Genomic DNA, 26,822 nt, shown 5'->3' with positions numbered 1-26,822 from the left:
TTTTTTAACAATTACTTAGTCTTGACCCATAGTAGATTGCTGTTTATTTTGATCAATATTATTGTTGTTGTTAACAGTTTGTTTATTAACAAAAATCACCCACCGGAGATATTACTTCAAGGAAAAAAAATCCCAAAATAAGAAAATTAATAGAAAACACTCTTCAAAGTGCTGTTATTTCAGAATGAAATTAAGTGGTGTTTATGCTTAATTTAATGAATGAATTTTATTCAGCATGCCTTCTTATTTTGATGATTACCTTCTTAGAAACCGGAGTATTGCTTCCCGCGGCAACGCTGTCAATAGGCACCAGCACATTGGTTTCAGGGTAATAAGTAGCGGTATTTCGCTCCGGTATATTATAAGGTACAATTACAAATAGCCGGGCAACACGCGACATCCCGTTACTGTAATTAAATAAATCCACCTTATCGCCTGCCTGAAAACCAGCCAAGGCGATATCTTTTGGATTCATGAATATCACCCTGCGCTCATTGTGGATACCACGATAGCGGTCCTCCAATCCATAAATGGTAGTGTTAAACTGATCGTGGCTACGAATAGACATCATGATATAATCATCAGCTTCCAATTTTTCTTCAGGTACTTCTACAACTGAAAAGGCCGCCTTATCAGCATATTTTTCAGTCTTAAATTTTCCTTCACGGGGGCCATTGGGTAAGTAAAAACCTCCAGGTTGACGAATCTTTTCGTTATAATTCTCGCAGCCTGGAATAACTTTCGCTATAAGGTCTCGTATCTGGTCATAATTCGATTCGTATTTCTCCCAATCCACTTTTGTTCGATCGCCCAACGTTGCTTTAGCAAGACGGCAAACTATTTGTGTTTCACTTAAAAACTGATCGGATATCGGCTTAAGAACACCTTTGGATGCCTGCACTACCCCCATTGAGTTTTCGCATGTCACGATCTGTTCTACGCCATTGATGATATCTTTATCACTTCGTGAATAACAAGGCAGGATTAACGCTTCTTTCCCATGCACCAAATGACTACGGTTTAATTTGGTAGATACATGCACCGTCATATCCAGGTTTCTGATACTATTAGCTGTGTAATTTGTATCTGGCGTTGCCGAAAGAAAGTTACCGCCCATTGCAAAAAGCACTTTTAATTTACCTTCATTCATCGCCTTTATTGACTCTACCACATCGTACCCATTCTCTTTAGGCGGGTCGAAACCGAAAACTTCCTTTATTTTTTTAGCTGAGCTTTCTTTCAGTTTTTCCCAGATCAGCATGGTTCGGTTACCCTGCACATTGCTGTGACCACGAACAGGGCACAATCCAGCTCCGGGCTTACCAATACTTCCTTTTAACAAAGTTAGGTTGACGATCTCTTTAATAGTGTCTACCCCGTTTACATGCTGCGTAATGCCCATTGCCCAGCAAATTATAATCCGGTGTTTGTCCTTTAGCATTCCAGCCGCTTCGCTTACAGCCTCAAAAGGCACACCTGATTGTTCAGCCAACCGAACTGCGTCCTGTTTTTCAAGGTGTTGTATTAATTCATTATACCCAACTGTACTTTTATCGATAAAATCATGATCGAATACTTTTCCTGGGTTTTCTTTTTCTGCATCCAGTAATAGCTTTTCAATCGCCTTTAGCAGGGCCATATCGCCATTAATTTTAACCTGTAAATACAGATCGGCCAATTTTGTACTTATGCCTAAAAAACCTTTTACTTTTTGCGGATCTTTAAATGCAGTCAGGCCAGCCTCATGTAACGGATTAATAGCTATTATTTTAGCGCCATTATTTTTGGCTTTTTCAAGCGCAGTCAACATCCGCGGGTGATTAGTACCCGGATTTTGCCCCATAATGATGATAACATCAGTTTTATAAAAGTCATTGAGCGTCACAGTTCCTTTTCCTATGCCAATTACTTCGTTAAGTGCTGTTCCACTAGATTCATGGCACATATTCGAACAATCGGGCATGTTGTTAGTACCGAATTCTCGCACAAACAACTGGTACATAAATGAGGCCTCATTACTGGTACGTCCGGAAGTGTAAAAAGCGGCTTCATTTGGAGAATTAAGGCCATTGAGTTTGTTAGCAATCTTTTTAAAAGCATCTTCCCAGCTAATTACTTCATAATGCGTAGCACCTTCAGCTAAATATACCGGCTGAGCTATCCGGCCCTTCTTCCCTATTTCATAGTCATTCAGTTTGGCCAGATCTGCTACCGAATTTTGTGCGAAAAAATCACCTGTTAGCTTTTTTGTGGTAGCTTCTTCCGCCAGCGCCTTTGCACCGTTCTCACAATATTCAGCTATGGGCGAACGGTCATCATCCGGATCGGGCCAGGCACAGCTTGAACAGTCAAACCCACCTTTTTGGTTCATTTTAAAGGCAGCCATCATTCCGCGAATGGCACCTGTTTCATGAACGATATCTTTAACAGCTTCATAAACCGCAGGCAACCCCGCAGCCCATTGCTTTGGCTCGGTAACTTCTAAATCCAATAATTCTTCAGGGTTCTCGGCTGATGGTTGTTCAACTTTCTTATTCATTTCAATTTCTCAGCTAAGGGATTGGGGTAATTATCGCTCTGGTCTTCATCAACATTATCCAGGCAGGTAAAATCTTTTTCTACCAATAACAGCAGATCATCTTGCTTACCTTCAAATCCTACCCTATCCGTTTTATCCAATTCTTGTATCATATTGCCCGGCATTTGCAGGCAGATCACGTTATCATCAAAAAAGGCAGAAAGCTTGCTTTCATTCGTTTTTTGAATGACATATACCAGTTCTCTCTTACCAAAATTGGTTTTATCCTCTAAATACCCCTCATGTGACAATCTGTACATATCGCTTTTGGTAAGCCGGTAACGCAGTGAATTGCCCTTAATACGAATCTTCATATTTTAATAATAAAATGCGCTCAGGTTTGGTATACATGTTAAACCGTTGATCGCGCAAAAAACCAACCAGTGTTATATTAAATTCTTCGGCCAATTGCACCGCCAGACTCGACGGCGCTCCTACTGCGGCTATAATGGTAATGCCTGCCATTGCCGCTTTTTGCACCAATTCAAAACTTATCCTGCCGCTTAACAATAATATATGTTGATTTAACGGCAGTATGTTTTTATTCAAAGCTGCGCCGATCATTTTATCCAGCGCATTATGTCTGCCTACATCTTCTTTAACTAATACCAATTCACCATCAAAGGTAAATAATGCGGAGGCATGCAGGCCACCGGTAGCAGCAAATACTTTCTGATGTTTTTGCAATGCAGACGGCAGTGCATGCAGCAAATTTGAGCTAACCCGATTTTCTGTAATGCTATTATTATAGGTGCTAACGGTTTTTATTGAATTGATAGACGCCTTCCCGCAAACTCCACAACTTGAAGTGGTATAAAAATTACGTTCGGTATTGTGAAGAACAGGTTCAACGCCTTCTTTTAAACTTACCTGTATGATGTTTTCCTTATTCTCAGTGCAGGCGATGAAACAATGCTTAGCAGAATTGACATCTTCTGGTTGTCTGATGATTCCTTCGGTAAACAAAAAGCCTAATGCAAGTTCGGCGTCATTGCCAGGAGTACGCATGGTGACGGAAATGCTCCGTATTATACGTTCATCAGTGTCTCCATATTCCATGCGAATTTCTAATGGCTCCTCAATAGCAAGTGTGTCATGAGTGGCAAATTCTTCGTTATCAGTTATTTTGATAACAGGTAACCGTGTGCTTGAATTGATGGACATAACAGGTAAATGATAAGCTAATTTAATCTTTTACAGGATAACATCACAGCCAAATAATGGTTTAAATAAAAACGGCCTCTCGGTTAAGAGAAGCCGTTTGATATTTAATTAGGAAATTAAATTAGATGATTTTGCTGTCAACCAATACCTGGTTCATGTTACGAACAGCATCAGCACTCTTATTGAACTCAGCTTGTTCAGCATCGCTCAATTTGAAGTTAACGATCTGCTCCCAACCGCTTTTGCCTAATACCACAGGTACAACAAGTGATATGTCTTTCTGATCGTATTCGCCGTCAAGGGCCACACCGCAGCTGATTAGTTTTTTCTCATCACGAACAATGCTTTCAACCATTGCAGCAGTACCTGCGCCCGGTGCATACCAAGCAGAAGTACCGATCAGTTTGGTTAATGTAGCACCCCCCACCATTGTAGCAGCAACAATCTTATCCTGTTGCTCCTGGCTCAGGAACTCAGTTACAGGGATGCTGTTCCAGGTAGCATGTTTGATCAATGGGATCATAGTAGTATCACCGTGACCGCCAATTACTACCGCATTCAAGTCGGCAGGTGAGCAGTTTAGTTCCTGGCTCAGATAATATTTAAATCGTGATGAATCTAATGCACCACCCATACCTAATATTTTATTTTTAGGCAAGCCTGAAGTTTTCAGGGTTAAGTAGTTCATCGTATCCATCGGGTTCGATACTACTATTATAATGGTATTCGGAGAATACTTTAAAATACTTTCGGTGACACTTTTTACGATACCAGCGTTGGTGCCGATTAATTCTTCGCGAGTCATTCCTGGTTTGCGTGGCAGACCAGAAGTAATTACAACCACTTCTGAACCGGCAGTAGCGGCGTAATCATTGGTAACACCTTTTATCTTGGTATCAAAACCAAGCAGTGCCGAAGTTTGCATCATATCGATCGCTTTACCTTCTGCAAAGCCTTCGCGGATGTCTAACAAAATTAATTCTTCGGCCAGCTCTTTTCTTGCGATATTATCTGCGCAAGTGGCGCCTACAGCCCCGGCACCAACAACAGTTATTTTCATTTTCTTAATTTGTTTTTAAAAGGCAATGAAGCTGCCATGAGCGTGTGTTTTTTGTTTTGGCTGCTCATTGGTGGTTTCATATTGTAATTAATTTATGGAAGAGACATTTAAATTAACGACCGGCAGATCGCCTGTCAAAAAATTTCAGGCAATTTTAAGAAAATTTTAGAATAGCATCTTTAATTAATTGAAAATATAACTATCAGTCAGCAAAGTGTTGAAATTTATCATTTTCATTATTTTATGGATTAAAACCTTCTATTTTTTGACATTTTGATAAAAAGCCCGGACTTTGGTAATCTTATGTCGTTAATATTTTTAGGCCTTAATCATAAAATTGAATTTTTATCCGTTTTTATGGTGGATTTTTTTTCATTTTTAATCGAAAAGCGTTTTTGATTGATTTTTTATCTATTTTTATGGATAAAATGATGGTTTTTGAAAATATTTTTAATTTTTTATCACAATTATGATGAAAATTGTAAAAAATATTTAAATTCGCACTCGAAATTTAAACTTACGTTATTAGAACTAATACTTGAATCCAATTTTCAAAAACAACTAAACAATGGCAAAATTAGAGTACATCTGGCTTGACGGCTACAAACCAACACAAAGCCTTCGTAGTAAAACAAAAATTGAAGGCGATTTTAGCGGTAAATTAGAAGATTGCCCAAATTGGAGCTTTGATGGTTCATCAACCGAACAGGCACCAGGCGGATCTTCTGATTGTATTTTGAAACCTGTTTACATCTGTAAAGATCCTCAAAGAAAAGACGCTTACCTGGTAATGTGCGAAGTACTTGATTCAACTGGCAAACCCCATGAATCTAATGGCCGTGCTCTAATTGAAGATGACGATAACGATTTTTGGTTTGGTTTTGAGCAGGAATACTTCCTGTGGGATCCTGAAACTAATAAGCCGCTGGGCTTCCCTGCTGGCGGTTACCCTGGCCCTCAAGGTCCATACTACTGCTCTGTAGGTGCTAAAAACGCTTATGGCCGCGAAATCGTTGAGGAGCATTTAGATGCTTGTTTGGATGCTGGTCTGAACGTTGAAGGTATCAACGCTGAGGTTGCTGCTGGGCAGTGGGAATTCCAGATCTTTGCTAAAGGAGCTAAAGAAGCCGGTGACGAAATTTGGGTTGCCCGTTATTTACTGGAAAGAATTGGTGAGAAATATGGAGTTTCTATCAACTGGCATTGTAAACCGCTTGGTCAACTGGACTGGAACGGTTCAGGTATGCACGCTAACTTCTCAAATACATTATTGAGAACTACCGGCAGCGAGGATGTTTACAAAAAAATCCTTGAAGCTTTCCGCCCAGTAGTTGCAGAACACATCGCAGTTTACGGTGCTGACAACGATCAGCGTTTGACCGGTAAACACGAAACTGCTTCTATTCACGATTATAGCTATGGTGTATCTGACCGTGGTGCTTCTATCCGTATCCCTTTGTATACTGTACAAAAAGGCTGGAAGGGCTACCTGGAAGATCGTCGTCCAAACTCAGCTGCTGATCCATACAAAGTAGCTGCTCGTATCATTAAAACTGTTAAGTCAGCAATATAATAACTCCTAATTAATTTAAACTGAGCCCTGCAGATCTGTGTTTCTGCGGGGCTTTTTATTTAACATATCTGCCACCTTCAATCTTTTCCAAACTATCGATTGGTAGATTGTAAACATAGGTGTAACAAGGAACAATTTCTGATGCTGTTTCAACATCCGCTGATACCCTGATAAACTCATTAGGCTCTGGTTGCTCATCGCCATAACCTTCATAGTTATCTATTTCAGAAAATACCACCTCGGGATCATCGATTTGCAAAATGACGCCATAGATGTATTCATCGCTCTTGTCTAATATTGCACCCGGATATTCGCCAATATCATAAAGCTTTCCTCTAACCTTACCATTTGCATAGAAATGACTATGCTCCTTCAGGTAAACCGCAAATTCATTGTTATGATTTAACAATGTGCCATATACAAATAACAGTGCACTTTTCATGATGATCAAAGTTAATACTCCTAAATAAAATATCGCTTAATTAACCTTTCACTAATTCACTCAATCACTAATTCACTAATTTTATACCTAACTTGCCAACGTTTTTTTCGTATCACTACTCATGGATGAACAACAAATTATAACCTGGTTAAAGGAAAAAAATATTGATAAAATTAAGTTCGCTTTTGCTGATATCGATGGCGTGTTGCGCGGAAAAGTGATCCACCATAAAAAATTTGCCGACGGGTTGCAAAAGGGCTATGGTTTTTGTGACGTTGTTTTTGGCTGGGATAGCAGCGACGTTTGTAATAACAATATAGAACTGACCGGTTGGCATACAGGATATCCGGATCAGATTTGCCGCATTGACCTGTCAACTTTTCGTACAATTCCGTGGCAAGATAATATTCCTTTTTTCCTGGCTGATTTTAGCAAAGCAGATGGAAATGATTTGCCCGCTTGTCCAAGGAGTTTACTAAAACGAATCACCAAGGATTGCGAATCACTAGGTTTTTACCCTGAATTTGCGCAGGAGTTTGAATGGTTCAATTTCAGGGAAACGCCACAATCACTGCAGGAGAAAAGCTTTACCAATCTGGAAACCTTAACACCGGGAATGTTTGGTTACTCCTTACTCCGTACATCAGAAAATAGTGATTTCTATTATGACCTGTTTAATCTGTTGATGCAGTTCGGCATCCCGTTAGAAGGTTTGCATACCGAAACAGGTCCGGGAGTGTACGAAGCAGCGATATTACACGATCATGTAATAGAAGCTGCCGACAGAGCCGTATTGCTAAAAACAGCCATCAAAGAAATTGCCTATCGGCATGGTATCATGGCAACCTTTATGGCAAAATGGAACGAGAATTTACCAGGTTGTGGCGGACATGTACACCAGAGTTTGTGGAATAAGGATAAAACCGAAAATCTATTTTATAAAGCGGACGATGCCAATAAAATGAGTGATCTGCATAAGCATTACCTTGCCGGCCAGTTGTATTGTTTGCCACATATTTTACCAATGTATGCGCCTACCATAAACAGTTATAAACGTTTGGTTGAAGGTGCATGGGCGCCAACTACCATTACCTGGGCGGTTGAAAACAGGACTACAGCTTTCCGCGTAATCAACACCTCTCCTGCTTATACCAGGTTAGAAACACGCATTCCAGGTTCTGATACAAATCCTTACCTGGCTATGGCAGCTGCATTAGCGTCGGGATTATATGGTGTGAAGAATAAACTGTCGTTGGATATTCCAGCCACAGCAGGAAATGGCTATCATGATACTAAAAATGGAGTTATACCATCTAATCTGCTCGATGCTGCAAATATGATGAAAGATTCAAAGATCGCCCGCGAGTTGTTTGGCGAAGGCTTTGTAAATCATTTTGTTACAACCCGCCTATGGGAATGCAAACAATTTGCAAAAAGTGTGACCGACTGGGAATTGAAGAGATATTTTGAGATAATTTAAATGAACTACCATTTTATACTAAAAAGAGCCTGGGAAGGCTATGATGCTTCTAAAACGATACGTGATATTGAGGATATCAGCGCCATGGTTTCAACCAATCATGTGTTTAAGATAACCTTTCAGGATGATGATATTATTATTGCCAAGCTTTCACATTTTGGAAAATTCGAACTTTTTAAAGAAGATCACAGGATCATACATAGCTTGTCCAATAACCTGCTTTACCCTTTTGAAAACGTACTATCTAAATCGCTTTTAAAGAACAACCGGGTTTATATTTATCGCCATAAACAGGGAAAAGAGGATGCCTGGGTGGTGTTTTATAACCCCACCCGTATTGCTGAACGCATGCCACGACGCTTAGATGAGCAGCATATTCGCAAATTAGGGCAACAGATCGGCAAGTTTCATAAAGCTTGCTCACGTGCCAAGAATGTGTTGCCAAAATCTTCGAAAACACTTCGCACGGATATTTATGCCCTTCAGCAGCAATTGGAAAAGAATGAAAAGCGATTTGGCTCTGCCATGCAGGTGGATTTTCTGAAATATCATTGCGAATTGTTTCTTAAAAACCGTTCGAAATACAATATGAGCTCATTTGAGATCATTCCGGTATTTATTGACTGGAACATCGGTAATTTCTCTGTCACCAAAGATTTGGAGCTTTACTCCCGCTGGGACTATGATTGGTTTAGGATGAGCTACCGTGTACTTGACTTCTACTTCTTTAGTCGTGTAGTTTCTAATCTCGGAGATAGAACCGTATTCAGCTATGGCATCAATACTTTAATGGAAGATCGTTTTGTTATATTCCTGAAGGAATATCATAAAGTTAATCCATTGACAGCTAATGAAATCCGGTTTTTGAAAGAAGCCTACCGTTTCTTTATCCTGAATTATGTAATAAAAGATGGTAAATACTTCTTTAACGAGCAATACGCAAAAAAACTTCAGGCTGAGGCTTTTGATATTTATCTGCCATCAGTTGATCGTGATTTTGACGCAGAGCACATTATACAAGCCCTTAATCTTGAAGAAAGTAAAACTTTAGTATAAACAAACTAACCAATTATAAATGAAGAAAGTAGATAACTTTAAATCGATAGTAGATAAGTATAAGATTATCTTTTTTGACGCTTTTGGAGTTATTAAAAATTATTCAGGTTTGGTTAGTGGAATTGAAAGTACCTTTACTTACCTCGAAAAGGAAAACAAGGAATACTACATAGTTACTAACGATGCTTCACGCGGTCCGCAGCAGTTAGCTGAATCTTACCATCGCATGGGCTTAAAGGCTATCACTGCCGACCGTATTGTTTCATCAGGAATGTTAACTAAAGAGTTTCTTGACCTGAAAGTTCCCGATGGAATTGTCGCCTATCTCGGCACGCCAAATTCGGCGCACTATATTGAAAGATCAGGTTTGCAAACTTTGCCCATGAGTGAGGTGAACGAAAGCAACCTGGATAAAGTGAGTGCCTTGATATTTCTAGATGATGAAGGTTTCGACTGGTGCCAGGATCTGAATAAAACTGTCAATCTGATCAGGAAGAAGACTATTCCTGTTATTGTAGCCAATACTGACCGTGCTTATCCCCTTTCTGCTGCTAACGTGTCGATTGCTATTGGTGGTATCGCAGCCATGATAGAAAGTGTTGTCGGTAAGCAATTTATTCGCTTTGGTAAGCCTGATTCGCAAATGTTTATGTTTGCTTACGATCTGATACGTGAATACCGTCAAATTAGCAAAAGTGAGATCGTAATGGTTGGTGATACTTTAAATACAGATATCCTGGGGGGAAATAAGTTTGGTCTGGATACTGTGTTGGTGCTAACGGGCAATACGTTGGCAAAAGACTATGAGACACGCATCACAGCTGCGGGCATTATGCCTACCTATATTTGCGATTCAGCGGTCGTTGATTTGAGCGGCCTCGACTTTTAGTGTAAAGTAATTCCGGGTATTCTTTATATTTATTCCGAGCAATCTAACCAATCAATGCCCGAAGCTAATTCTTCTGTAAATGAATGGTCGCCTGGTAAAAAACAGGTATTTCGATTTTCATTTATCTTTTTATCGCTTTTTATCCTGATAAACCCTAATGATATTGTTCCATATTTTTCTGTTGTACAGAAATTTACCAGGTGGCCTTATTATCATTTGGTAAATTGGTTTGGCAGCTTTTTTTTTAATATACCGGGCACTTTATCCAATGCCAGGCACCCCGCCACTGACACTGTATCTAATTATCTGATAGTTTTATTTACTATTTGCATTGCTGCTATTGCTTCCGTTATTTGGGGGACAATAGACAGAAAATCATCCAATTACAGTAAAATAAATGAAGCGTTAATCATTGTCCTCAGATATTATTTAGGTATAACATGGATTACTTATGCTACACTTAAGATCATTCACCTCCAGTTTCCCGAACTTACGCCTATAACGCTATTACATACTTACGGGAATTCAATGCCACGAGAGTTGGCCTGGAATTTTATGGGATATTCCACCGGGTTTAATTATTTTATAGGTATTGCTGAATATATCATTGGCATTTTGCTCTTTTTCAGAAGAACTTATACGCTTGGAAACCTGCTTGCTATAGGTGCATTGGCAAATGTACTGGCCTTTAACTACTACTTTGATGATAATGTAAAGCTATTATCCACAATGCTGATGGTCATGAGCCTGTTTTTATTGGCAAGAGATATAAGGCGTCTAACAGATTTCTTTTTCCGTGGCAAAGCAGCATCGCTTGAAACAACAGATTTTTTTCGCTTTAATACGAGAGGCAAAAACATCGTATTTAATATTTTCAAATGCGGGTTAATTGTATTTGTGATATTCTTTGACCTGCATGCCCTATCAGGTAAATCCAAACAATTAGGCTACATCGGCAAAAAAGCCCCACTTTATGGAGTTTACAACGCAGAAACTTTCATTGTTAACAAAGACACGCTAAAGCCTTTAACTTCAGATACAACCCGATGGAGGAAATTGGTTATTTCCTCTATATCCGGAAAAGCTGGCATAGTACTGATGAATAATGATATGCGGTATTTTGATATTAAACCGGATACAGTAAGGAGAACGATTCTGCTAACCGCTGAAAATGATGCCACAAATCGTTATATATTATCTTATAATTTAAAAGACAGCGTGTTATCTCTTTCCGGGAAACATTATACTGATTCACTGCAAATACGGTTAAAGCGGTTTAATCTGGATAGTTTGCCGCTGTTAAAACAGAAATTTCACTGGGTAACTGAGCATCAGCAACGCATCGAAAGATAAAATGAATTAAAATTAATTGTAATTATTACATTTTTTATCAATTTAGCATTCAGGAATTAACCAGTCCTGCACACCTGAATATCATGAGGCCCAGAAATCAATTTTTCCTGATCTTATTCTTTATTCTTTTTACATTGTCTGTTGGGGCGCAAAAAATGCAACCCGCTCCCATCTGGTCAGCGGCCAAAGCGAATGCCTGGTATGCCAAACACAAATGGATAAATGGGGCCAATTTTACGCCAAGTACTGCCATTAACCAGTTGGAAATGTGGCAGGCCGATACGTTCGATCCAAAAACTATTGACCGGGAGTTAGGTTACGCCGAAGGAATAGGATTTAACGCCATGCGTGTTTTCTTACATAGTATGGCCTGGCAGCAGGATCCTAAAGGTTTTAACAACCGTGTCAATCAATATTTAACTATTGCTGATAAGCATCATATCCAAACCATATTTGTATTCCTGGATGATTGCTGGAACGCTGAATCTAAGATTGGTAAGCAGCCGGAACCAAAGACAGGTATCCATAATTCAGGGTGGTTGCAAGACCCGGGGAATAGGATAAAAAATGCCGGTGAATTGCCTTTACTTCAAAAATATGTGACCAATGTACTAATTACATTTAAGCATGATAAGCGTATCCTTTTATGGGATTTGTATAATGAACCCGGTAATAGCAACAAGGGTAATGCCTCACTGGATTTACTTTCTAAAATATTTTCGTGGGCCAAAACTGTAAACCCTGACCAACCGGTAAGCTCCGGAATGTGGGACTGGAATTTAGAGAAACTCAATAAGTTTCAATTAACCCATTCAGATGTGATCACCTATCATGATTACGAGGAGCCTGAAAACCATCAGCGTGTTGTACAGATATTAAAAGCCACTGGCCGGCCGGTAATTTGTACCGAATATATGGCACGTTTGCGCGGAAGCACTTTTGAGAATACCATGCCTATGTTGAAGAAGGAAAATATAGGTGCTATCAATTGGGGGCTGGTGTCGGGTAAAACAAACACTATATACGCCTGGGACACACCCATGCCTAACGGTGACGAACCCAAATTATGGTTTCATGATGTTTTTAGAAAAGATGGCACCCCTTACAAACAGGAGGAAACCAATTTGATAAAGCAGTTAAATAACAAATAATAAACCAACTATAAATAATATAAATATGAAACTAAGGAATTTATCTTTGGGCCTTTTATCTGGTTGCGTGGCTTTGATGGGAGCCTGCAAACAATCCGCTAATAACAATTCAGACACATCAAAAAATATGAAAGATAGTATAACCTACACCAAACTACCGGCTGATTCGGCCTTTGAAAAAACTATTGATGGTAAACAAACACATTTATTCGTGCTAAAAAACAAAAATGGCATGGAGGCAGCGATAACCAATTACGGTGGTCGTTTGGTGGCTTTATTGGTCCCGGATAGTGCTGGCAAAATGATAGATGTTTCGGTAGGTATGGGTAATGTGGATGACTACGTGAAGTCATCAGAACGCTACTATGGCGCAACCATCGGCAGGTACGGTAACCGCATCGCCAAAGGGCATTTTACTTTGGAAGGTAAGCAATATACCCTGGCTACCAATAATGCTCCCAATTCGCTGCATGGAGGTAAAAAAGGATATCAGGACGTAGTTTGGGATGCTAAAAAGATCAACGACCAAACCCTTGAGCTCACTTATCTTTCAAAGGATATGGAGGAAGGATACCCAGGAAACTTAAAAGTCAAAGTTACCTATTCGTTAACCGACGATAATGGCTTCAAATGCAGTTACGAAGCAACCACTGATAAAGTCACTGTGGTTAATCTGACTAACCATGCTTATTTCAACCTGAATGGTGAAGGTAGCGGAACAATTTTAGATCATTTGGTACAGATAAAGGCAAACAACTATACGCCTGTTGACTCTACCCTTATCCCAACCGGAAAAATTGAACCAGTAAAAGGGACGCCGTTTGATTTTACTACTCCTGTGACTATTGGTGCAAGGATTAATGACGCCAATGAGCAGTTAAAAAATGGCAAAGGGTATGATCACAACTTTGTGTTAGATAAACATACGCTGGCTGACCCTATCGCTATTGTAAAGGGTGATAAGACAGGTATTGTAATGGAAATTTACACAGAGGAGCCCGGTATGCAATTCTACAGCGGCAACTTCATGCACTCTAAAAACACGATGAAATATGGTGATAAAGATTATTATCGTTCTGCCTTTGCTATGGAAACCCAACATTATCCTGATTCACCAAATCAGCCGCAGTTCCCGTCAACAGTATTGAAGCCTGGTCAGACTTATAAAACAGAATCACTCTATAAATTCAAAACAAAGTAGAGGCACAAAACCTTGCGTCTGATAAGCAAATCCTGTTAACTAACCTTAACAGGATTTTTTGTGTAATAAAACGACATTTGAAAAACATTCGGATGCGCTGAAATACTTAAATTTACAGTTTCTTATATTAAAGACATTGCTAACAGATAATCACGGCAGAAAAATCAATTACCTTCGATTGGCTGTAACCGACCGGTGCAACCTGCGTTGCTTTTACTGTATGCCCGAGGAAGGCTTGAACTGGCTTTCACGCAAGGAACTGATGACTTACGAGGAAATGCTACGAAGCTGCGCTCTGCTGGTGAGAATGGGTATCGAAAAAATTCGTATTACCGGTGGTGAGCCCTTTGTACGGAAGGATATTATGCAATTTTTGACGGCCCTTTCAGTCTTGCCTGGATTAAATGAGCTGACAATAACCACCAATGGGGTGTTAACAGCCCCTCTCGTACCGGAATTAAAAAAAATCGGCATAAGATCTGTCAATCTTAGTTTGGATACATTGGATGCAAATCGTTTTTTTTCGATAACAAAACGGGACGAATTTGCCAATGTGATGGAAACATTGGAACAACTGTTGAAACACAAGATAGAGGTTAAGATTAATGCCGTTGTGATGGATGGAAAAAATACACAGGATATTATTCCTTTAGTTGAACTAACTAAAGAATTACCCATAAGTGTTCGGTTTATTGAGGAAATGCCATTTAATGGCGATGGACACATCTATACTGGTTTGCAATGGGATTATGTGCGGATTTTGGACGAAATCAGGCATAGGTACCCCGATATGAATAAATTAACCGATTCTCTTTATTCCACATCGTATAACTATCATATCCCTGGACATAAAGGCGATATCGGCGTTATCGCAGCTTATTCCCGCACATTTTGCGGTACCTGCAACCGGATAAGGATCACGCCGCAAGGCGAATTAAAAACCTGTTTATATGACGCCGGTGTATTGAATATAAAAGATCTGATACGCGGCGGAGCAACAGATAATGATCTGCAAAACGCTTTATTAAAGGGTTTTTCGAACAGACCAAAGGACGGTTGGGAAGCAGAAAAAAATAGAAGTAAAAACTTACCTGCACACGAATCAATGGCAACAATTGGAGGGTAAAGCATGGTAACGGTTGAACAGGCTGAAGCACTTATCCTGGCTGAAATAAAGGATTTTGGTACTGAAACAGTCTACTTTGAAGATGCCTTAGGCCGCATACTTGCTGGAGACATCAAGGCCGACCGCGACCTCCCCCCTTTTAACCGAGTAACCATGGATGGTATAGCAATAAACTATGCTGCCATTGAAAAAGACATAAAATCGTTCAAAATAAAAGCTATACAGGCTGCTGGCGATAGTCCTGCTGATATAGACAAGCATGATGAATGCATTGAGATTATGACCGGGGCCGCTTTACCATCTTCGGTAGATACGGTAATTCCCTACGAGCATATCGATATTAAAGATGGTATAGTTACTATGATAACTACTGGAGCCAAAAAAGGTCAGAATTTGCATTTAAAAGGAGCCGATAAAAAACAGGGTGACATTGTTGCTGCAAAGAAACAATTGATTACTCCCGCAGTGATCAGCGTTGCAGCGTCCGTTGGTGATACTGAGTTATTGGTAAAAAAATTACCAAGAGTTGTTGTCATCTCATCCGGGGATGAACTGGTGAACGTTGATGAGCAGCCCTCGCCTATTCAAATCAGGAAATCAAACAGTTATACCATTAGGGCGGTGTTAAATCAATATAGATTGGAAGCTGATCTTCTTCATATTCCGGATAACCCTGAAGTCACAAAAGAAAAGCTAAACTACTGCATTGCCAATTATGATGTAATACTAATGACTGGTGGTATCAGTATGGGTAAATTTGATCATATACCTAAGGCCTTGGATGCCATTGGAGTACAAACCATTTTTCATAAAGTGAGTCAGCGTCCGGGTAAACCATTCTGGTTTGGCAAGAATGATAACGGCGTATTGGTATTTGCTTTTCCTGGTAATCCTGTCGCTACCTTTATGTGCCTGCATCGATATTTTTTGCCTTGGTTAAATGCTTGTCAGGAGCTTAGCGAAAAACCAAAAATGTATGCTGTGTTAGGTCAGGATTTTACTTTTAAACCTGATTTGCAGTATTTTCTGCAAGTAAAGTTGAAGTTTTCCGACAAAGGGCAAATAATAGCTGAGGCAATTGAAGGCAATGGTTCGGGTGATTTTGCTAACTTAGCAGATACAGATGCTTTTATTGAATTACCTAAAGGAAGAGATGAATTTAAGCAGGGAGAGGTATTTCACATTTGGCCATTTAAACAATTGACTATATGACTTTCTCACATTTAGACGAGCGTGGGCAACCCAATATGGTTGATGTTGGTGAAAAACAAACTTCGCCTCGTACAGCTGTTGCAAGAAGCATTGTTTCATTGCCAGCGGCGGTGTTAGAGCAGTTAACCAATGGCGATATCCAAACTAAAAAAGGATCGGTATTTCAAATAGCGATTATAGCAGGAATAATGGCCGCTAAAAAAACAGGAGATTTGATACCATTATGCCATCCGTTGGGGCTGGATAATTGCAACATCAATATTCATCTGAATGAACAGCGGGAAGTGGTGATTGATTGTACAGCAACGATTACAGCTAAAACTGGTGTCGAAATGGAGGCCCTGGTTGGTGTATCAATTGCAGCACTGACCATATACGATATGTGCAAGGCTTTAAGCCATGATATTGTAATTAAAGAAACCAAACTGATGGAAAAAACAGGAGGTAAACGTGACTTCAAAAGAACATAAAAAGCATGCCGACCTGGTAAGACCAGCTATCGGAAATTATGCAAGAAATGAATGGGCTATTGTTGGAGCGCCGTGTGTTGTGATAAAGGCTTTGGCTGATCTGGTTATCGGTGCGTTATCTTCTAAATATAAATGTGCTTATGCGGATACGTCTCACAACGATGAGATGACACTTGCACCGGGCCGTCTTGCTAACGGCGCTATGCTGGAATATACTGATCAGATTAATTATCAGCAGTTCAATTATAATACCACTTCTACCCCATTTAGCTTAAGGCAGCAATTTTCTGAAGCCGACCTGGTGTTGGTAAATGGGAACCATCAGCAGGCTAAGTCGCAAGTCGTAATTGTCTATCATACTAAAGCTGCTTCATTGCAAAAAAGGCTGGCTCAACTAATCAATGTCGAATTGATTCTACTGGCAGAAAATGCAATTGACGTTTTTGATTTCATTAAAGAGTCAATTCCAAACTGGCAAAACATCCCCATATGCAGGTTGGATGAATCGGATAAAATCATTGCCTTCTTCGAGAACAAAATACAATATTCAAAACCTTCGCTAAATGGTTTGGTGCTTGCAGGCGGAAAGAGTGTACGCATGGGATATGATAAAGGGGCAGTTTGCTGGTTTGGTAAAGAGCAGCGTTATCATGTAGCTGATATCTTAAAACCGCTATGTAAAGAGGTGTTCATATCCTGCCGGGCTGATCAAAAACAGCAAATCAATCCAGCTTACCCGGTTTTGGAGGATACTTTTACAGGTTTAGGGCCTTATGGAGCGATCCTTTCAGCATTCAGGGAACAGCCCGACAGCGCCTGGCTTGTAGTCGCCTGTGATATGCCATTACTGGAGACGGAGACTTTTAAATTCCTGATCGAAAGGCGTAAAATATCTGCTATTGCCACGGCCTATAATAGCCCCGACAATGAATTTCCGGAACCATTGATTACTATCTGGGAGCCCAAAAGCTATCCTGTATTGCTTTCGTTTTTATCCCAGGGTTATTCTTGTCCACGTAAGGTGTTGATCAATAACGATGTGCATGTGTTGCAAGCGCCCAATGTTGATGCACTGACTAACGTAAATACACCCGATGACCTTGAAAAAGTGAAGAGGACTATCCATCAAAAGATAGCGAGTGCTGATGCTTGAAGATTTTACAAGATATAGTTGCCAGATCGCTCTGCCCGGTTTCAGTGCGTCTGCACAACTGCTTTTGCAGCAGGCAAAAGTATTGATTGTGGGGGCAGGTGGCTTAGGTTGCCCGGCAGCGCAATATTTGGCCGCCTCGGGAGTAGGCACATTGGGTATAGCTGATTTTGATACGGTATCAATAAGCAATTTGCATCGGCAAGTTTTGTATACTCCGCAGGATGTAGGAAAAAATAAAGCAGCCGTTGCCTGTGAACGTCTTCAAAAACAAAATCCCGGGATAAAGCTTGTCCCACATCAAATAAAGATTACCTCTGATAACGTGATGGGGATTTTAAAGCAATATGATATTATTGCAGATGGCACAGACAATTTTGAAACCCGTTATTTATTAAATGATGCTGCCGTTCTCCTGGGGAAACCTTTGGTTTACGGAGCTATTTATCAGTTTGAAGGACAATTGGCTGTCTGGAACGTAAAGAATGCAGGTGGTACCTACTCTCCTAATTACCGCGACCTGTTTCCCGAAGTTGATGCTACGCAAGTGCCCAATTGTGCTGAAGGCGGGGTAATCCCTAGCCTGGCAGGTATTATTGGTTGTATGCAAGCTAACGAAGTAATTAAATATATTACTAAAACGGGGGAATTATTAGCCGGAAAAATATTGATGCTAGATTCGCAGACTTTACAAAGTCGTATGATAAAAATTGGTTCACGAAGTAAGGTTACGATCAAACAGTTAACACCAACTAAGGACGTTCCACTAATAAGCGCTGCGGAACTGAAGAAAAGCCTTAACGAAAATCGTTTTGAATTGATTGATGTACGTACTGATCGCGAAAGAGATGAGTATGATATAGGCGGTAAACATATTCCACTAATGGAACTGGAAGATCATATAGACTACTTTTCAGGAATTGAAGAAAAAGTATTCTATTGTGCAACAGGAAAAAGAAGTGCTGACGCAGTAAAGCGCATCAAACAAAAATACCCTGATGCTAGGGTACTTTCACTTGACGGTGGATTGGAAGCCTGGGAAAAAATACTCTGAATCTGCGAAATCATTTAATCAAATGAATCAGCAGTCACGGATGAGCTGCTACCCAAACTTCGCCATCCTCAAATATTTCCTTTTTCCAAATGGGTACGGTTTCCTTCAATGTATCAATTATATAACGACAAGCCTCAAAAGCAGCATCGCGATGTGCACAGGAGACACCAATAATAACAGGCACCTCACCTACTTTTAATACGCCTATACGGTGATGAATTAATAATTTCTGAACCGGCCATTTGCTGAATGCCTTTTCTGCAATTTTGTGCATCTCTTTAAGTGCCATAGCTTCGTATGCTTCAAATTCCAATCGCATTACAATTTTTCCTTTGGTGGCATTACGAACAGTACCAATAAATATATTTATCCCACCCGATTGCGGCGTCATCACCCAATCTATGCAGGATTGAATATTTAACGGCTGGTCTGATATTTTTATCTGGTTATTCAATCAACGAAATCTTAAAATCATTAAAAATCAACGATCACCCTCCGCTTACCGGCGGAATAATAGCTACTTCATCCCGTTCGGTCAATAAACTCTCATCTGATGCGTATTCATTGTTCACAGCCACCATGTACGATACCAGGTGCTTCAGGCGTGGATATCGTTCTTCCAGGGATTGTTTTAAATTTTGCGTAGTGCCTTGCTCTGGCAATTCTACTTCAACAGATGAGCCTCCAAAAATATCTTTTGCAATACCAAATGCCAGCACATTTACTTTCATACTGCAAAATTAAATCAATCCTGCAATATAACATCTTTTGTAGCCTCGTTCTTTTTGAAATACCAGTATAAGGGGATTCCTATTGCAGTTAACGCAATTCCAAATACAGAATTGATAATGGCGCTTTTGCCTTCTAAATAATTATTGATGTCGTTGTAAAGCGTGACTACCACATATAAGGTGGTAAAAAGAATGAAAATGGCTGGTAAATAAGGGTATCCTTTCAGTTTATATGGCCGTTCAGCATTCGGCATCTTTTTACGCAGAATCACTATACCGTACGCAGCAAAACCATAATATACCCACGATATAAACACGAACATATCCATTAGCATGTCAAATGATCCCATAAAGACAAGCAATACGGCCCAGATAGCTTGTACCCAAAGCGCATTTACAGGGGTGTGATATTTTGGACTGGCTTTACCTGTTGATGGGAAAAAATGCTTTTCTTCGGCCATGGCGTAAATAATGCGGGCGCAGGGTAATATATTGCCATTAGTGCTTCCCGCGGTAGAAATAATCACCAGTACAGCTACAAAACCTCCTCCCGCTACGCCAAGTACTTTGTACAGCGCATCAGAGGCTACCAGCGCCGAGTTTTGCATGGTATCTACGGGCAGCATATATAGATAGGCCTCATTGGTTAAGGCGTAGATCAGGACACATACTCCCAATCCCATAATCAGACCCCGGGGAATATTTCTTTGCGGGTTCCTTATCTCGCCGGATATAAATCCCAGGTTGTTCCAGCCATCATAAGCCGCAAGAGCGCCGGTAGTGGCGGCAATAAAAGCTGTCAGTACTTTCCAACCGGAGTAATTAAAACTTGCAGATGTTTGTACCAGATTGTGAGCATTCCCTTTACTGGAAAAAAATATTGCTCCTATCAAAAAGAGTAAAGCAACGACCTTTAATACCGAAAGAAATACCTGTACGCCGCCGCTTGCTTTCAAGCTTCTGATATTAATCAGCGTAAATAACACGATCAAAAAAATAGCAACTGCCTTGGTGCCGATATTTTCCAGTAAATAAAATTTGCCAATAAATGGGATAACGATAGGAATAGAATGCTCAATTGCAGCAGAAAAATGAGGCAGCTTGACAAAATAGCCTGTATAATCAGCAAATACGAATGCAATGCCTGATATAGATGCGGTGTTGATCACTATAAAACATGCCCAGCCATACAGGTAAGCAAAAAAATCGCCATACATGTGCTTGAAATAAACATACTGGCCCCCAGTTTCTGGCAGTATACAACCCACTTCGGCGTTGATCATCGCCCCAAATAGCGAGACTATACCTGCTACTATCCAGACCAGTAATAGTAGCGACGGCGAACTCAACTGAGCGGCCATTGTAGCGGGTTTCATAAAAATGCTGCTCCCTATAACGGAGCCTATCACAATTGAAATGGAAACCCACAGTCCTAATTTGCGCTCGAGTTGTGCCATGGGCTATTTATTGATGAATTCGGCCAAAATGCGATGGAAATGATGTGTACCCTGCTCTCGTGTTACCGAATACCGTCCATGTTTATAAAACCTGGAACGTATGCCGCGTTGTACGTTTTCTACTATTTCTTCATCCTCCCGTTCTACTTTGTCAAGACCCGACCCTGCTCCCGCGTCTAGTTTGGTTTCGTCCCATACGTAGGATAAGAACCTTACCCTGCACTCTCCAACCGAGACCGGCTCGACCACATTAACCGATAGTCCCCAAGGGTAAAAATTGAACATCATATTAGGAAATACCCAGAAATAATAGGCAGCTACATTTTTGCCATAATCTGGCGAATCGGTTGGCAGGTCGAAGCAATCCTTGTTTGTTTTTGACAAACCTAACTGCAGGCTGGAATAGGGGAAATATAATTCGGTTGCATATTCGCCAAAATCGATTATTGCATTTAATCCCGCGTGAACAAACGGTATATGAAAACCCTCCAGGTAATTCTCACAATACAGCGCCCAATTGGCTTTAACATTAAATGTGCGGCATAGCTCCGGATAAAACTTAAAATCGTCCAGCGGCATCCAGCTAACCCGCTCAATCATATCCCGAAAAAACAACTTGTGGTCGTAAACAGGGTTAACTGAAGTAAAGAGCCATTTACTCCATTTAAACAGGTTTAATCCTGGCAGATCATCATCTTTTGACGGGAAGTTTTTCACTTCCCTAAACTCGGGCATCGAAGTAAACTTCCCGTCAAGGTTAAACAAACGACCGTGATAACGGCATCGCAAATTAGCTAGCTTACATGCTTTTTCGGCTACTATATTACCGCGATGGGTGCATACATTGGACAGAAGATTTAACTCACCTGCTTTGCCTTTTGTAAGCACAAGCGGCTCGTCGAGATAATCCGGCAACAAAGTAAACGGATAGACCTCGCCATTTTCTTTTACAATATCTTCATTGCCTATAAACTGCCACGATGTTGCAAATATTTTTTCGCGGCATTGTTCAAATACTTCAGAACTGGTGTAGAAATCGGTATCAATGGTTTTAGCCACAGAAATATCAGGATCGACAGAAAATCGGGGCATATCAGCTTGGCTTAATCGGTTAAAGCTGTAATTTAGTGGTTATGGAAGACAATATCAAGAAATATGACAATGGTGAAATAACGGTGGTTTGGCAGCCACATCTATGTGCCCATTCTGCCAGATGCGTTAATGGTCTTCCTGCTGTTTTCAATCTACAGCAGAAACCCTGGATCAATATAACCGGTGCTGATGCAGAAACAATTGCAAACCAGGTGAACCAATGTCCCTCTGGTGCTTTATCTTACTATAGAAACAACGAAAGATAATTTAAAAACTAAAGTCGCCGTTGCTATAAGCATCAATACCAATAACGACGGCTACTATAGCAACCGCCCCTAACACATTCAGAATATTAGTAATGGCTGATATTTTTTTTGTATAGCTTAAATCTACGCCGTTGCTTTTATAGCCTATGATGTTGCCGGTGCGATCGAAAATGAAATTGACATAAATATTGGAGGGGATTGCTGTTGAAGTATGAGTGGTATCATTAACTGGTTGATTTTTGGCTAATGCCAGTGTGGTTTTACCGCTCACGTCATGATTATAGATCCATATTTCCGTACTATCCGCCATTCTTTTGATATCCGGATTGCCGAACCGCTTAAAAACATCATCCTTCGTATGAAAGCTTTGCATCACCTGCTTATGGGTGTACAGTTTCTTACTGCAACTGGATGAAATTAGGACAAGTAATAAAATAAAAAATCCGGGTAATGTTTTCTTCATATTAAGTATCACCCGAATTTACACAGAAAATAGCTTATTTCGATTATTTCTTTAACAGGTAAACCAATTGCCCCAAATGGTAACTCAGGTGATTGGTTCGGTTAATCACAATATTCAGTTTATTGCGGTGAGGTTCTTTTGCGAAATCCTCTTCTGTAACAGCTGTATGACGTGTAAACCACTCCTCTGGAGCTATCTGATTTATTTTTTCAGAAAGTAATTCATTTACTTTATTCCAGTATTCTTTTAATTCGGCAATCGATGGTTTTTCCAGACCCGACTCTTCAGGATTATGCAAAAATAATTCATCCATTGCCGGGTTAAGTCTTTTACCAATGCCCAGAATGGTAAACATGCCATCACTGACAGCTGCTAAATGACCTAATAAATAAACGCCAGTATTGCGTTCAGGCGCTGTTGGAGCTGATAGTTCTTCATCGCTTAGTTTGGCCAGTACGCCGTTCATCCGGCTCACTTGAAGATTCCAGTTTGACATGACCATTTTGATAAACAGCTCTTTCTCGGAAACTATAATATTTGTACTCATAATCTTAGTTTTTTATCAAATATGGATCATATCTGTATTAATTACAGACATGCTTGTGTAAACTTTTATGTTATGATTTTTTTAACAATAGCTTGTGCTTCATCTTGCTAAAAAACTCAGGCGTTACACCAATGTAGGAGGCTATTTGTTTGGATGGCAAGGTAGTAATAAGCGTAGGGTAACGTTTGCAGAAGTTATTGTAACGCTCTTGCGCAGTGAGGCTCAGATTATCAAGCAGTCGCTGTTGGTATGATACCAAAGAGTTTTCTGTAATAATGCGAAAGAAACGTTCAAAGACAGGAACTTTGATATACAATTCTTCCTGGTGGATCTTTGATAAAGTCAGTATCTCCGTGTCCTCAAGTGCTTCGATATTCAATATACCGGGCTTTTGTGTAATAAGGCTGTACATATCGGCTATCCACCAATTCCGAGGCGCAAAATTCAGTACATGTTCATATCCGTTTTCATCGACAGAATAACCTCTTAAACAACCCTGAATAACAAATGATGAATAGCGGCATATATCTCCTGTCTTCAACAGCATTTGCTTGCGCTTCAGTCTCATCGGTTTCAGCAACGAAACGAAAAACTCTTTCTCTGATTCATTCAGATGAATATATCCGGAAATATTAGTTAGAATCAGGTTTGTTGCCTCCATGGGCTAAAGATAACCATGAAGCTTAAAGTATGAGCAAAAAAATAGCGACGGTTTTTTTTAGCCCCGTCGCTATAAAGTTTCAATGGAAAATCAACTTTTTTATTTTAACACATGCTGTTCAGCCAGATCCAGTTCATCCTGCGTAATAGTATGCGGACGACCTTTATATACTTTAAACAGCACATTAGCATTCATTTTTGTGAGTTGAGCAACGGTCTCCTCTACTCTGCTCACTGGTACATGCGGATCAGGATCTCCAGTGGCCATCAATATCGGCGTTTGTGCAAAATCGCCTGAATAATTTGATAGTTTCAGTTCCTGTCCTATCAAACCGCCAGTAAATGCCATCACGCCTCCATACTGCTGACCGTGACGCGCCACATACTCCAGCGTTAAACATGCACCCTGAGAAAAGCCCAAAAAGTAGATGTTGTTTCTCCCGATACCTTGCTTTACCAGATCCTCTACTACCTCATTGATCAGAGATAGGGCTGAACTTAGAGCCGGTTCATTATTCGCAGCCGGGGCCATAAAACCATACGGGTACCAGGTATTGTTGTTTGCCTGCGGTGCGATGATCGTCATATTGGTAGGCAAGGTGAGGTGGTCAGCTAATGATAATATGCTATTAGCGGATGCTCCCCTGCCGTGTATCATGATCAGTGCCTTTTTAGCCTGGCTAACAGGCACACCTGCTGTAATAATCTGTTTACTATGCGTGTACATTTCAGGCTAATTTTGGCAAACTTTGTTCGATTTCATTGCGGTAGGCCTCATATTGCGCAGGTAATTTTAAACCATTGCCCAATTCAGCAACCGGCTCATCAACCGAAAAACCTGGATTATCCGTAGCAATTTCAAACAATACGCCGCCCGGTTCACGGAAATAAAGCGAATAGAAATAGTTACGATCGATCTTCTCAGTAATATTCAAACCCATATTCACGATCTTTTCGCGGTATTGCATCAATACTTCTTCATTCTCCACACGGAAAGCCACGTGGTGAACTGAACCGCCGGCAACATGACCGGCTATTTCAGCTGGAATCTCCACGATGTCAACTATGGCTGCATTTTCTACTGCATCAGTCACGAAACGATAACGATTTACCTCCTGCTCCAATAATTTATATCCAAACACATCAGTCAATATTTTAGCTGTTGCATCCATCTTATTGGAGGTTATAGTGATGTGATGAAAGCCACGGGTAGCGTTTTCAGCGGCAACTTCATCAATGGTCCATGGTTCCCGGGTGTCAGGTCGTTTTGGCACAGTCAGTTCAAATTTTAACCCGTCAGGATCAAGAAACGAAACATATTCGTCGCCAAACTTTGCAGATGGTTTGTTATAAATCACATTGTTTTCATCCAAACGTTTTACCCAGAAACCCAAACTACCTTCCGGAACAGAATAACCAATCTCAGTTACCTGTCTTGCTCCCCTGCGACCAGTTTGTATGCCTTCCCATGGGAAGAAGGTCAAAATAGTACCGGGAGTTCCTACTTTGTCACCATAATAAAAATGGTAAGTGTGCGGATCATCAAAGTTTACAGTTTTCTTTACCATACGTAAACCAAGGACACGTGTATAAAAATCAAAATTCTTTTTAGCATTTCCTGCAATTGCAGTGATATGATGTATGCCTTTAATTCTATTGTTCATTTTATTAAGCTTTACTCCTGTTTGTTTTTGTTATACAAATTTACCCCACAATTCAGTCCTGCACACTTAATGTAGGTTAAGAAATAAATGCGATGATATTTTTTGATTCGACCAATAACCACGATACTTTTCTTAATTTCGGAGCCGTCCCCGAAACGGCATTTACTGGTACAATGGAACATAAATTTGAGGAGAGTACGACTTTTAAAAACATAACGGCGGCTGATATTGAAGGCACCGAGCGTACCTTTGAAGATTGCCAGTTTGTAAATTGCGATTTCTCCTACGCCAACCTTTCACACCTCACCTTTATTAATTGTGTCATGGATACTTGTAACCTGTCGCTTATCAAATTAACCCAGACCGGTTTACAGGGAGTCGAGTTTAAAGACTGCAAAATAACAGGTGTCAACTTCGGGGAAAGCAGCAGCTTTTCGCTTGAAGTAAGCTTCAAAAAATGTGTGCTCGATTATACAGTATGGCATAAAAAGAAATTAAAAGGAACAACTTTCGACGACTGCTCTTTTGAAGAGGCTGATTTCAGCGAGGCTGATCTGACCAATGCGGTATTTCAGAAGTGTAACCTGAACCGCGCTATTTTTAACCGGACGATATTAAAAGGAGCTGATCTGCGTTCGGCTTATAATTTTAACATCGACCCTGAAAATAATACCATTAATAAAGCCAAATTTAGTGCCGATGCTTTGAATGGTTTACTTCTTAAATACAACCTGGTAATTGATTAACCTATGACCGAACACATTATACCTTTTAGTAGTGATAAACTGGTAAAGGTGAAACAACTGCAAAAAGACTATTACCAGATAAGCCTCGATCATTCGTTTATCGGTTATATACGCAAAGTAGGTGGCGGCTGGCAATTGGAAGAGTATTCCAAGGCTGAATTAACTGCTGAAAATGTTCAACTTATCGGAGATCAGATCGATCAGCTGCGCTGGCAATTGACCCAGTTTTAATGAGCT

The 26,822-nt window shown here is 40.2% G+C and carries 29 protein-coding genes; 15 read left to right on the top strand and 14 right to left on the bottom strand.

What is annotated here, in order from left to right; all coding sequences use genetic code 11:
- Nucleotides 1-226: 226 nt before the first annotated feature.
- The 4 genes from Q3A68_RS03655 to mdh form a co-directional block, all read right to left on the bottom strand.
- The gene (locus Q3A68_RS03655; protein ID WP_302899692.1) at nt 227-2,539 is read right to left on the bottom strand and encodes an FdhF/YdeP family oxidoreductase; all 2,313 of its coding nucleotides are present in this window, start codon (nt 2,537-2,539) and stop codon (nt 227-229) included.
- Nucleotides 2,536-2,892 carry a DUF7009 family protein gene (locus Q3A68_RS03650; RefSeq protein WP_302899691.1) on the bottom strand — a complete coding sequence of 119 codons (357 nt, stop codon included), beginning with the start codon at nt 2,890-2,892 and terminating at the stop codon, nt 2,536-2,538. Before Q3A68_RS03650 ends, Q3A68_RS03655 begins: the two co-directional genes overlap by 4 nt.
- On the bottom strand, nt 2,876-3,742 hold the full coding sequence (fdhD, locus tag Q3A68_RS03645; protein WP_302899690.1) for a formate dehydrogenase accessory sulfurtransferase FdhD: 867 nt from the start codon (nt 3,740-3,742) through the stop codon (nt 2,876-2,878). Before fdhD ends, Q3A68_RS03650 begins: the two co-directional genes overlap by 17 nt.
- A gap of 121 nt (nt 3,743-3,863) precedes the next feature.
- Nucleotides 3,864-4,802: a malate dehydrogenase gene (gene mdh / locus Q3A68_RS03640; RefSeq protein WP_302899689.1), complete on the bottom strand. Its 939-nt coding sequence runs from the start codon at nt 4,800-4,802 to the stop codon at nt 3,864-3,866.
- A 568-nt stretch (nt 4,803-5,370) separates the two neighbouring features.
- Between mdh and Q3A68_RS03635 the strand changes: the two genes are divergently transcribed.
- Nucleotides 5,371-6,375: a glutamine synthetase beta-grasp domain-containing protein gene (locus tag Q3A68_RS03635; RefSeq protein ID WP_302899688.1), complete on the top strand. Its 1,005-nt coding sequence runs from the start codon at nt 5,371-5,373 to the stop codon at nt 6,373-6,375.
- Between the two features lie 55 nt (nt 6,376-6,430).
- On the opposite strand, the gene Q3A68_RS03630 is transcribed toward Q3A68_RS03635, so the two are convergent.
- Entirely contained in the window at nt 6,431-6,817 is a 387-nt protein-coding gene (locus Q3A68_RS03630) for a gamma-glutamylcyclotransferase family protein (RefSeq protein ID WP_302899687.1), read from the bottom strand.
- Between the two features lie 121 nt (nt 6,818-6,938).
- Between Q3A68_RS03630 and Q3A68_RS03625 the strand changes: the two genes are divergently transcribed.
- From Q3A68_RS03625 to Q3A68_RS03575, 11 genes are all read left to right on the top strand, one after another.
- Nucleotides 6,939-8,297 (top strand): glutamine synthetase family protein, encoded by a 1,359-nt coding sequence (locus tag Q3A68_RS03625; protein ID WP_302899686.1) that lies wholly within the window; start codon nt 6,939-6,941, stop codon nt 8,295-8,297.
- A complete protein-coding gene (locus Q3A68_RS03620) occupies nt 8,298-9,353 on the top strand; it encodes a hypothetical protein (RefSeq protein ID WP_302899685.1) in 1,056 nt (351 codons plus the stop codon).
- Nucleotides 9,354-9,372: 19 nt separating this feature from the next.
- Complete coding sequence (locus tag Q3A68_RS03615) at nt 9,373-10,242, top strand: HAD-IIA family hydrolase (protein ID WP_302899684.1); 870 nt, start codon at nt 9,373-9,375, stop codon at nt 10,240-10,242.
- Between the two features lie 54 nt (nt 10,243-10,296).
- Nucleotides 10,297-11,595, top strand: coding sequence for a hypothetical protein (locus Q3A68_RS03610; protein WP_302899683.1), 1,299 nt, complete (start codon nt 10,297-10,299; stop codon nt 11,593-11,595).
- An 83-nt stretch (nt 11,596-11,678) separates the two neighbouring features.
- The gene (locus Q3A68_RS03605; RefSeq protein ID WP_302899682.1) at nt 11,679-12,746 is read left to right on the top strand and encodes a glycoside hydrolase 5 family protein; all 1,068 of its coding nucleotides are present in this window, start codon (nt 11,679-11,681) and stop codon (nt 12,744-12,746) included.
- Between the two features lie 127 nt (nt 12,747-12,873).
- Nucleotides 12,874-13,947, top strand: a complete 1,074-nt coding sequence (locus Q3A68_RS03600; protein WP_302899681.1) for an aldose epimerase family protein — start codon at nt 12,874-12,876, stop codon at nt 13,945-13,947.
- A 136-nt stretch (nt 13,948-14,083) separates the two neighbouring features.
- Nucleotides 14,084-15,073 (top strand): GTP 3',8-cyclase MoaA, encoded by a 990-nt coding sequence (moaA, locus tag Q3A68_RS03595; RefSeq protein WP_302899680.1) that lies wholly within the window; start codon nt 14,084-14,086, stop codon nt 15,071-15,073.
- 3 nt (nt 15,074-15,076) lie between these two features.
- A complete protein-coding gene (locus Q3A68_RS03590; RefSeq protein ID WP_302899678.1) occupies nt 15,077-16,285 on the top strand; it encodes a molybdopterin molybdotransferase MoeA in 1,209 nt (402 codons plus the stop codon).
- Nucleotides 16,282-16,755 (top strand): cyclic pyranopterin monophosphate synthase MoaC, encoded by a 474-nt coding sequence (gene moaC / locus Q3A68_RS03585; RefSeq protein ID WP_302899677.1) that lies wholly within the window; start codon nt 16,282-16,284, stop codon nt 16,753-16,755. The genes Q3A68_RS03590 and moaC overlap by 4 nt, the downstream gene beginning before the upstream one ends.
- Nucleotides 16,736-17,908, top strand: coding sequence for an NTP transferase domain-containing protein (locus Q3A68_RS03580; RefSeq protein WP_302899675.1), 1,173 nt, complete (start codon nt 16,736-16,738; stop codon nt 17,906-17,908). Before moaC ends, Q3A68_RS03580 begins: the two co-directional genes overlap by 20 nt.
- Complete coding sequence (locus tag Q3A68_RS03575) at nt 17,901-18,959, top strand: HesA/MoeB/ThiF family protein (RefSeq protein ID WP_302899674.1); 1,059 nt, start codon at nt 17,901-17,903, stop codon at nt 18,957-18,959. The genes Q3A68_RS03580 and Q3A68_RS03575 overlap by 8 nt, the downstream gene beginning before the upstream one ends.
- Nucleotides 18,960-18,993: 34 nt before the next feature.
- On the opposite strand, the gene Q3A68_RS03570 is transcribed toward Q3A68_RS03575, so the two are convergent.
- Genes Q3A68_RS03570 through Q3A68_RS03555 form a run of 4 tightly spaced genes read right to left on the bottom strand, consistent with a single transcriptional unit; the run spans nt 18,994 to nt 22,239 of the window.
- Entirely contained in the window at nt 18,994-19,413 is a 420-nt protein-coding gene (locus Q3A68_RS03570) for a molybdenum cofactor biosynthesis protein MoaE (protein WP_302899673.1), read from the bottom strand.
- A gap of 34 nt (nt 19,414-19,447) precedes the next feature.
- Nucleotides 19,448-19,690, bottom strand: coding sequence for a molybdopterin converting factor subunit 1 (gene moaD, locus Q3A68_RS03565; protein WP_302899671.1), 243 nt, complete (start codon nt 19,688-19,690; stop codon nt 19,448-19,450).
- 14 nt (nt 19,691-19,704) lie between these two features.
- The gene (locus Q3A68_RS03560; protein ID WP_302899670.1) at nt 19,705-21,147 is read right to left on the bottom strand and encodes an APC family permease; all 1,443 of its coding nucleotides are present in this window, start codon (nt 21,145-21,147) and stop codon (nt 19,705-19,707) included.
- A 3-nt stretch (nt 21,148-21,150) separates the two neighbouring features.
- Complete coding sequence (locus Q3A68_RS03555) at nt 21,151-22,239, bottom strand: aromatic ring-hydroxylating oxygenase subunit alpha (RefSeq protein WP_302899669.1); 1,089 nt, start codon at nt 22,237-22,239, stop codon at nt 21,151-21,153.
- Between the two features lie 41 nt (nt 22,240-22,280).
- On the opposite strand from Q3A68_RS03555, the gene Q3A68_RS03550 reads away from it, so the two are divergent.
- Nucleotides 22,281-22,505, top strand: a complete 225-nt coding sequence (locus tag Q3A68_RS03550) for a (4Fe-4S)-binding protein (protein WP_302899668.1) — start codon at nt 22,281-22,283, stop codon at nt 22,503-22,505.
- A 1-nt stretch (nt 22,506) separates the two neighbouring features.
- Here the strand turns inward: Q3A68_RS03550 and Q3A68_RS03545 are convergent, their stop codons facing one another.
- The 5 genes from Q3A68_RS03545 to Q3A68_RS03525 form a co-directional block, all read right to left on the bottom strand.
- The gene (locus tag Q3A68_RS03545; protein ID WP_302899667.1) at nt 22,507-22,968 is read right to left on the bottom strand and encodes a hypothetical protein; all 462 of its coding nucleotides are present in this window, start codon (nt 22,966-22,968) and stop codon (nt 22,507-22,509) included.
- Between the two features lie 43 nt (nt 22,969-23,011).
- A complete protein-coding gene (locus tag Q3A68_RS03540) occupies nt 23,012-23,515 on the bottom strand; it encodes a DinB family protein (RefSeq protein ID WP_302899666.1) in 504 nt (167 codons plus the stop codon).
- A gap of 70 nt (nt 23,516-23,585) precedes the next feature.
- Entirely contained in the window at nt 23,586-24,176 is a 591-nt protein-coding gene (locus Q3A68_RS03535; RefSeq protein ID WP_302899665.1) for a Crp/Fnr family transcriptional regulator, read from the bottom strand.
- Nucleotides 24,177-24,275: 99 nt separating this feature from the next.
- Nucleotides 24,276-24,902, bottom strand: coding sequence for an alpha/beta hydrolase (locus tag Q3A68_RS03530; protein ID WP_302899664.1), 627 nt, complete (start codon nt 24,900-24,902; stop codon nt 24,276-24,278).
- Nucleotide 24,903: 1 nt separating this feature from the next.
- Nucleotides 24,904-25,839 carry a ring-cleaving dioxygenase gene (locus Q3A68_RS03525; RefSeq protein ID WP_302899663.1) on the bottom strand — a complete coding sequence of 312 codons (936 nt, stop codon included), beginning with the start codon at nt 25,837-25,839 and terminating at the stop codon, nt 24,904-24,906.
- 92 nt (nt 25,840-25,931) lie between these two features.
- Here Q3A68_RS03525 and Q3A68_RS03520 point away from each other — a divergent pair, with 92 nt between their 5' ends.
- On the top strand, nt 25,932-26,585 hold the full coding sequence (locus Q3A68_RS03520; RefSeq protein ID WP_302899662.1) for a pentapeptide repeat-containing protein: 654 nt from the start codon (nt 25,932-25,934) through the stop codon (nt 26,583-26,585).
- Between the two features lie 3 nt (nt 26,586-26,588).
- Entirely contained in the window at nt 26,589-26,816 is a 228-nt protein-coding gene (locus Q3A68_RS03515; RefSeq protein WP_302899660.1) for a hypothetical protein, read from the top strand.
- Nucleotides 26,817-26,822 lie beyond the last annotated feature (6 nt).

It is taken from the genome of Mucilaginibacter tolerans, from assembly GCF_030519375.1.
GTDB lineage: Bacteria > Bacteroidota > Bacteroidia > Sphingobacteriales > Sphingobacteriaceae > Mucilaginibacter.
The sequence above is the reverse complement of the archived record's forward strand: the minus strand, read 5'-3'. Positions and strand labels throughout refer to the sequence as shown.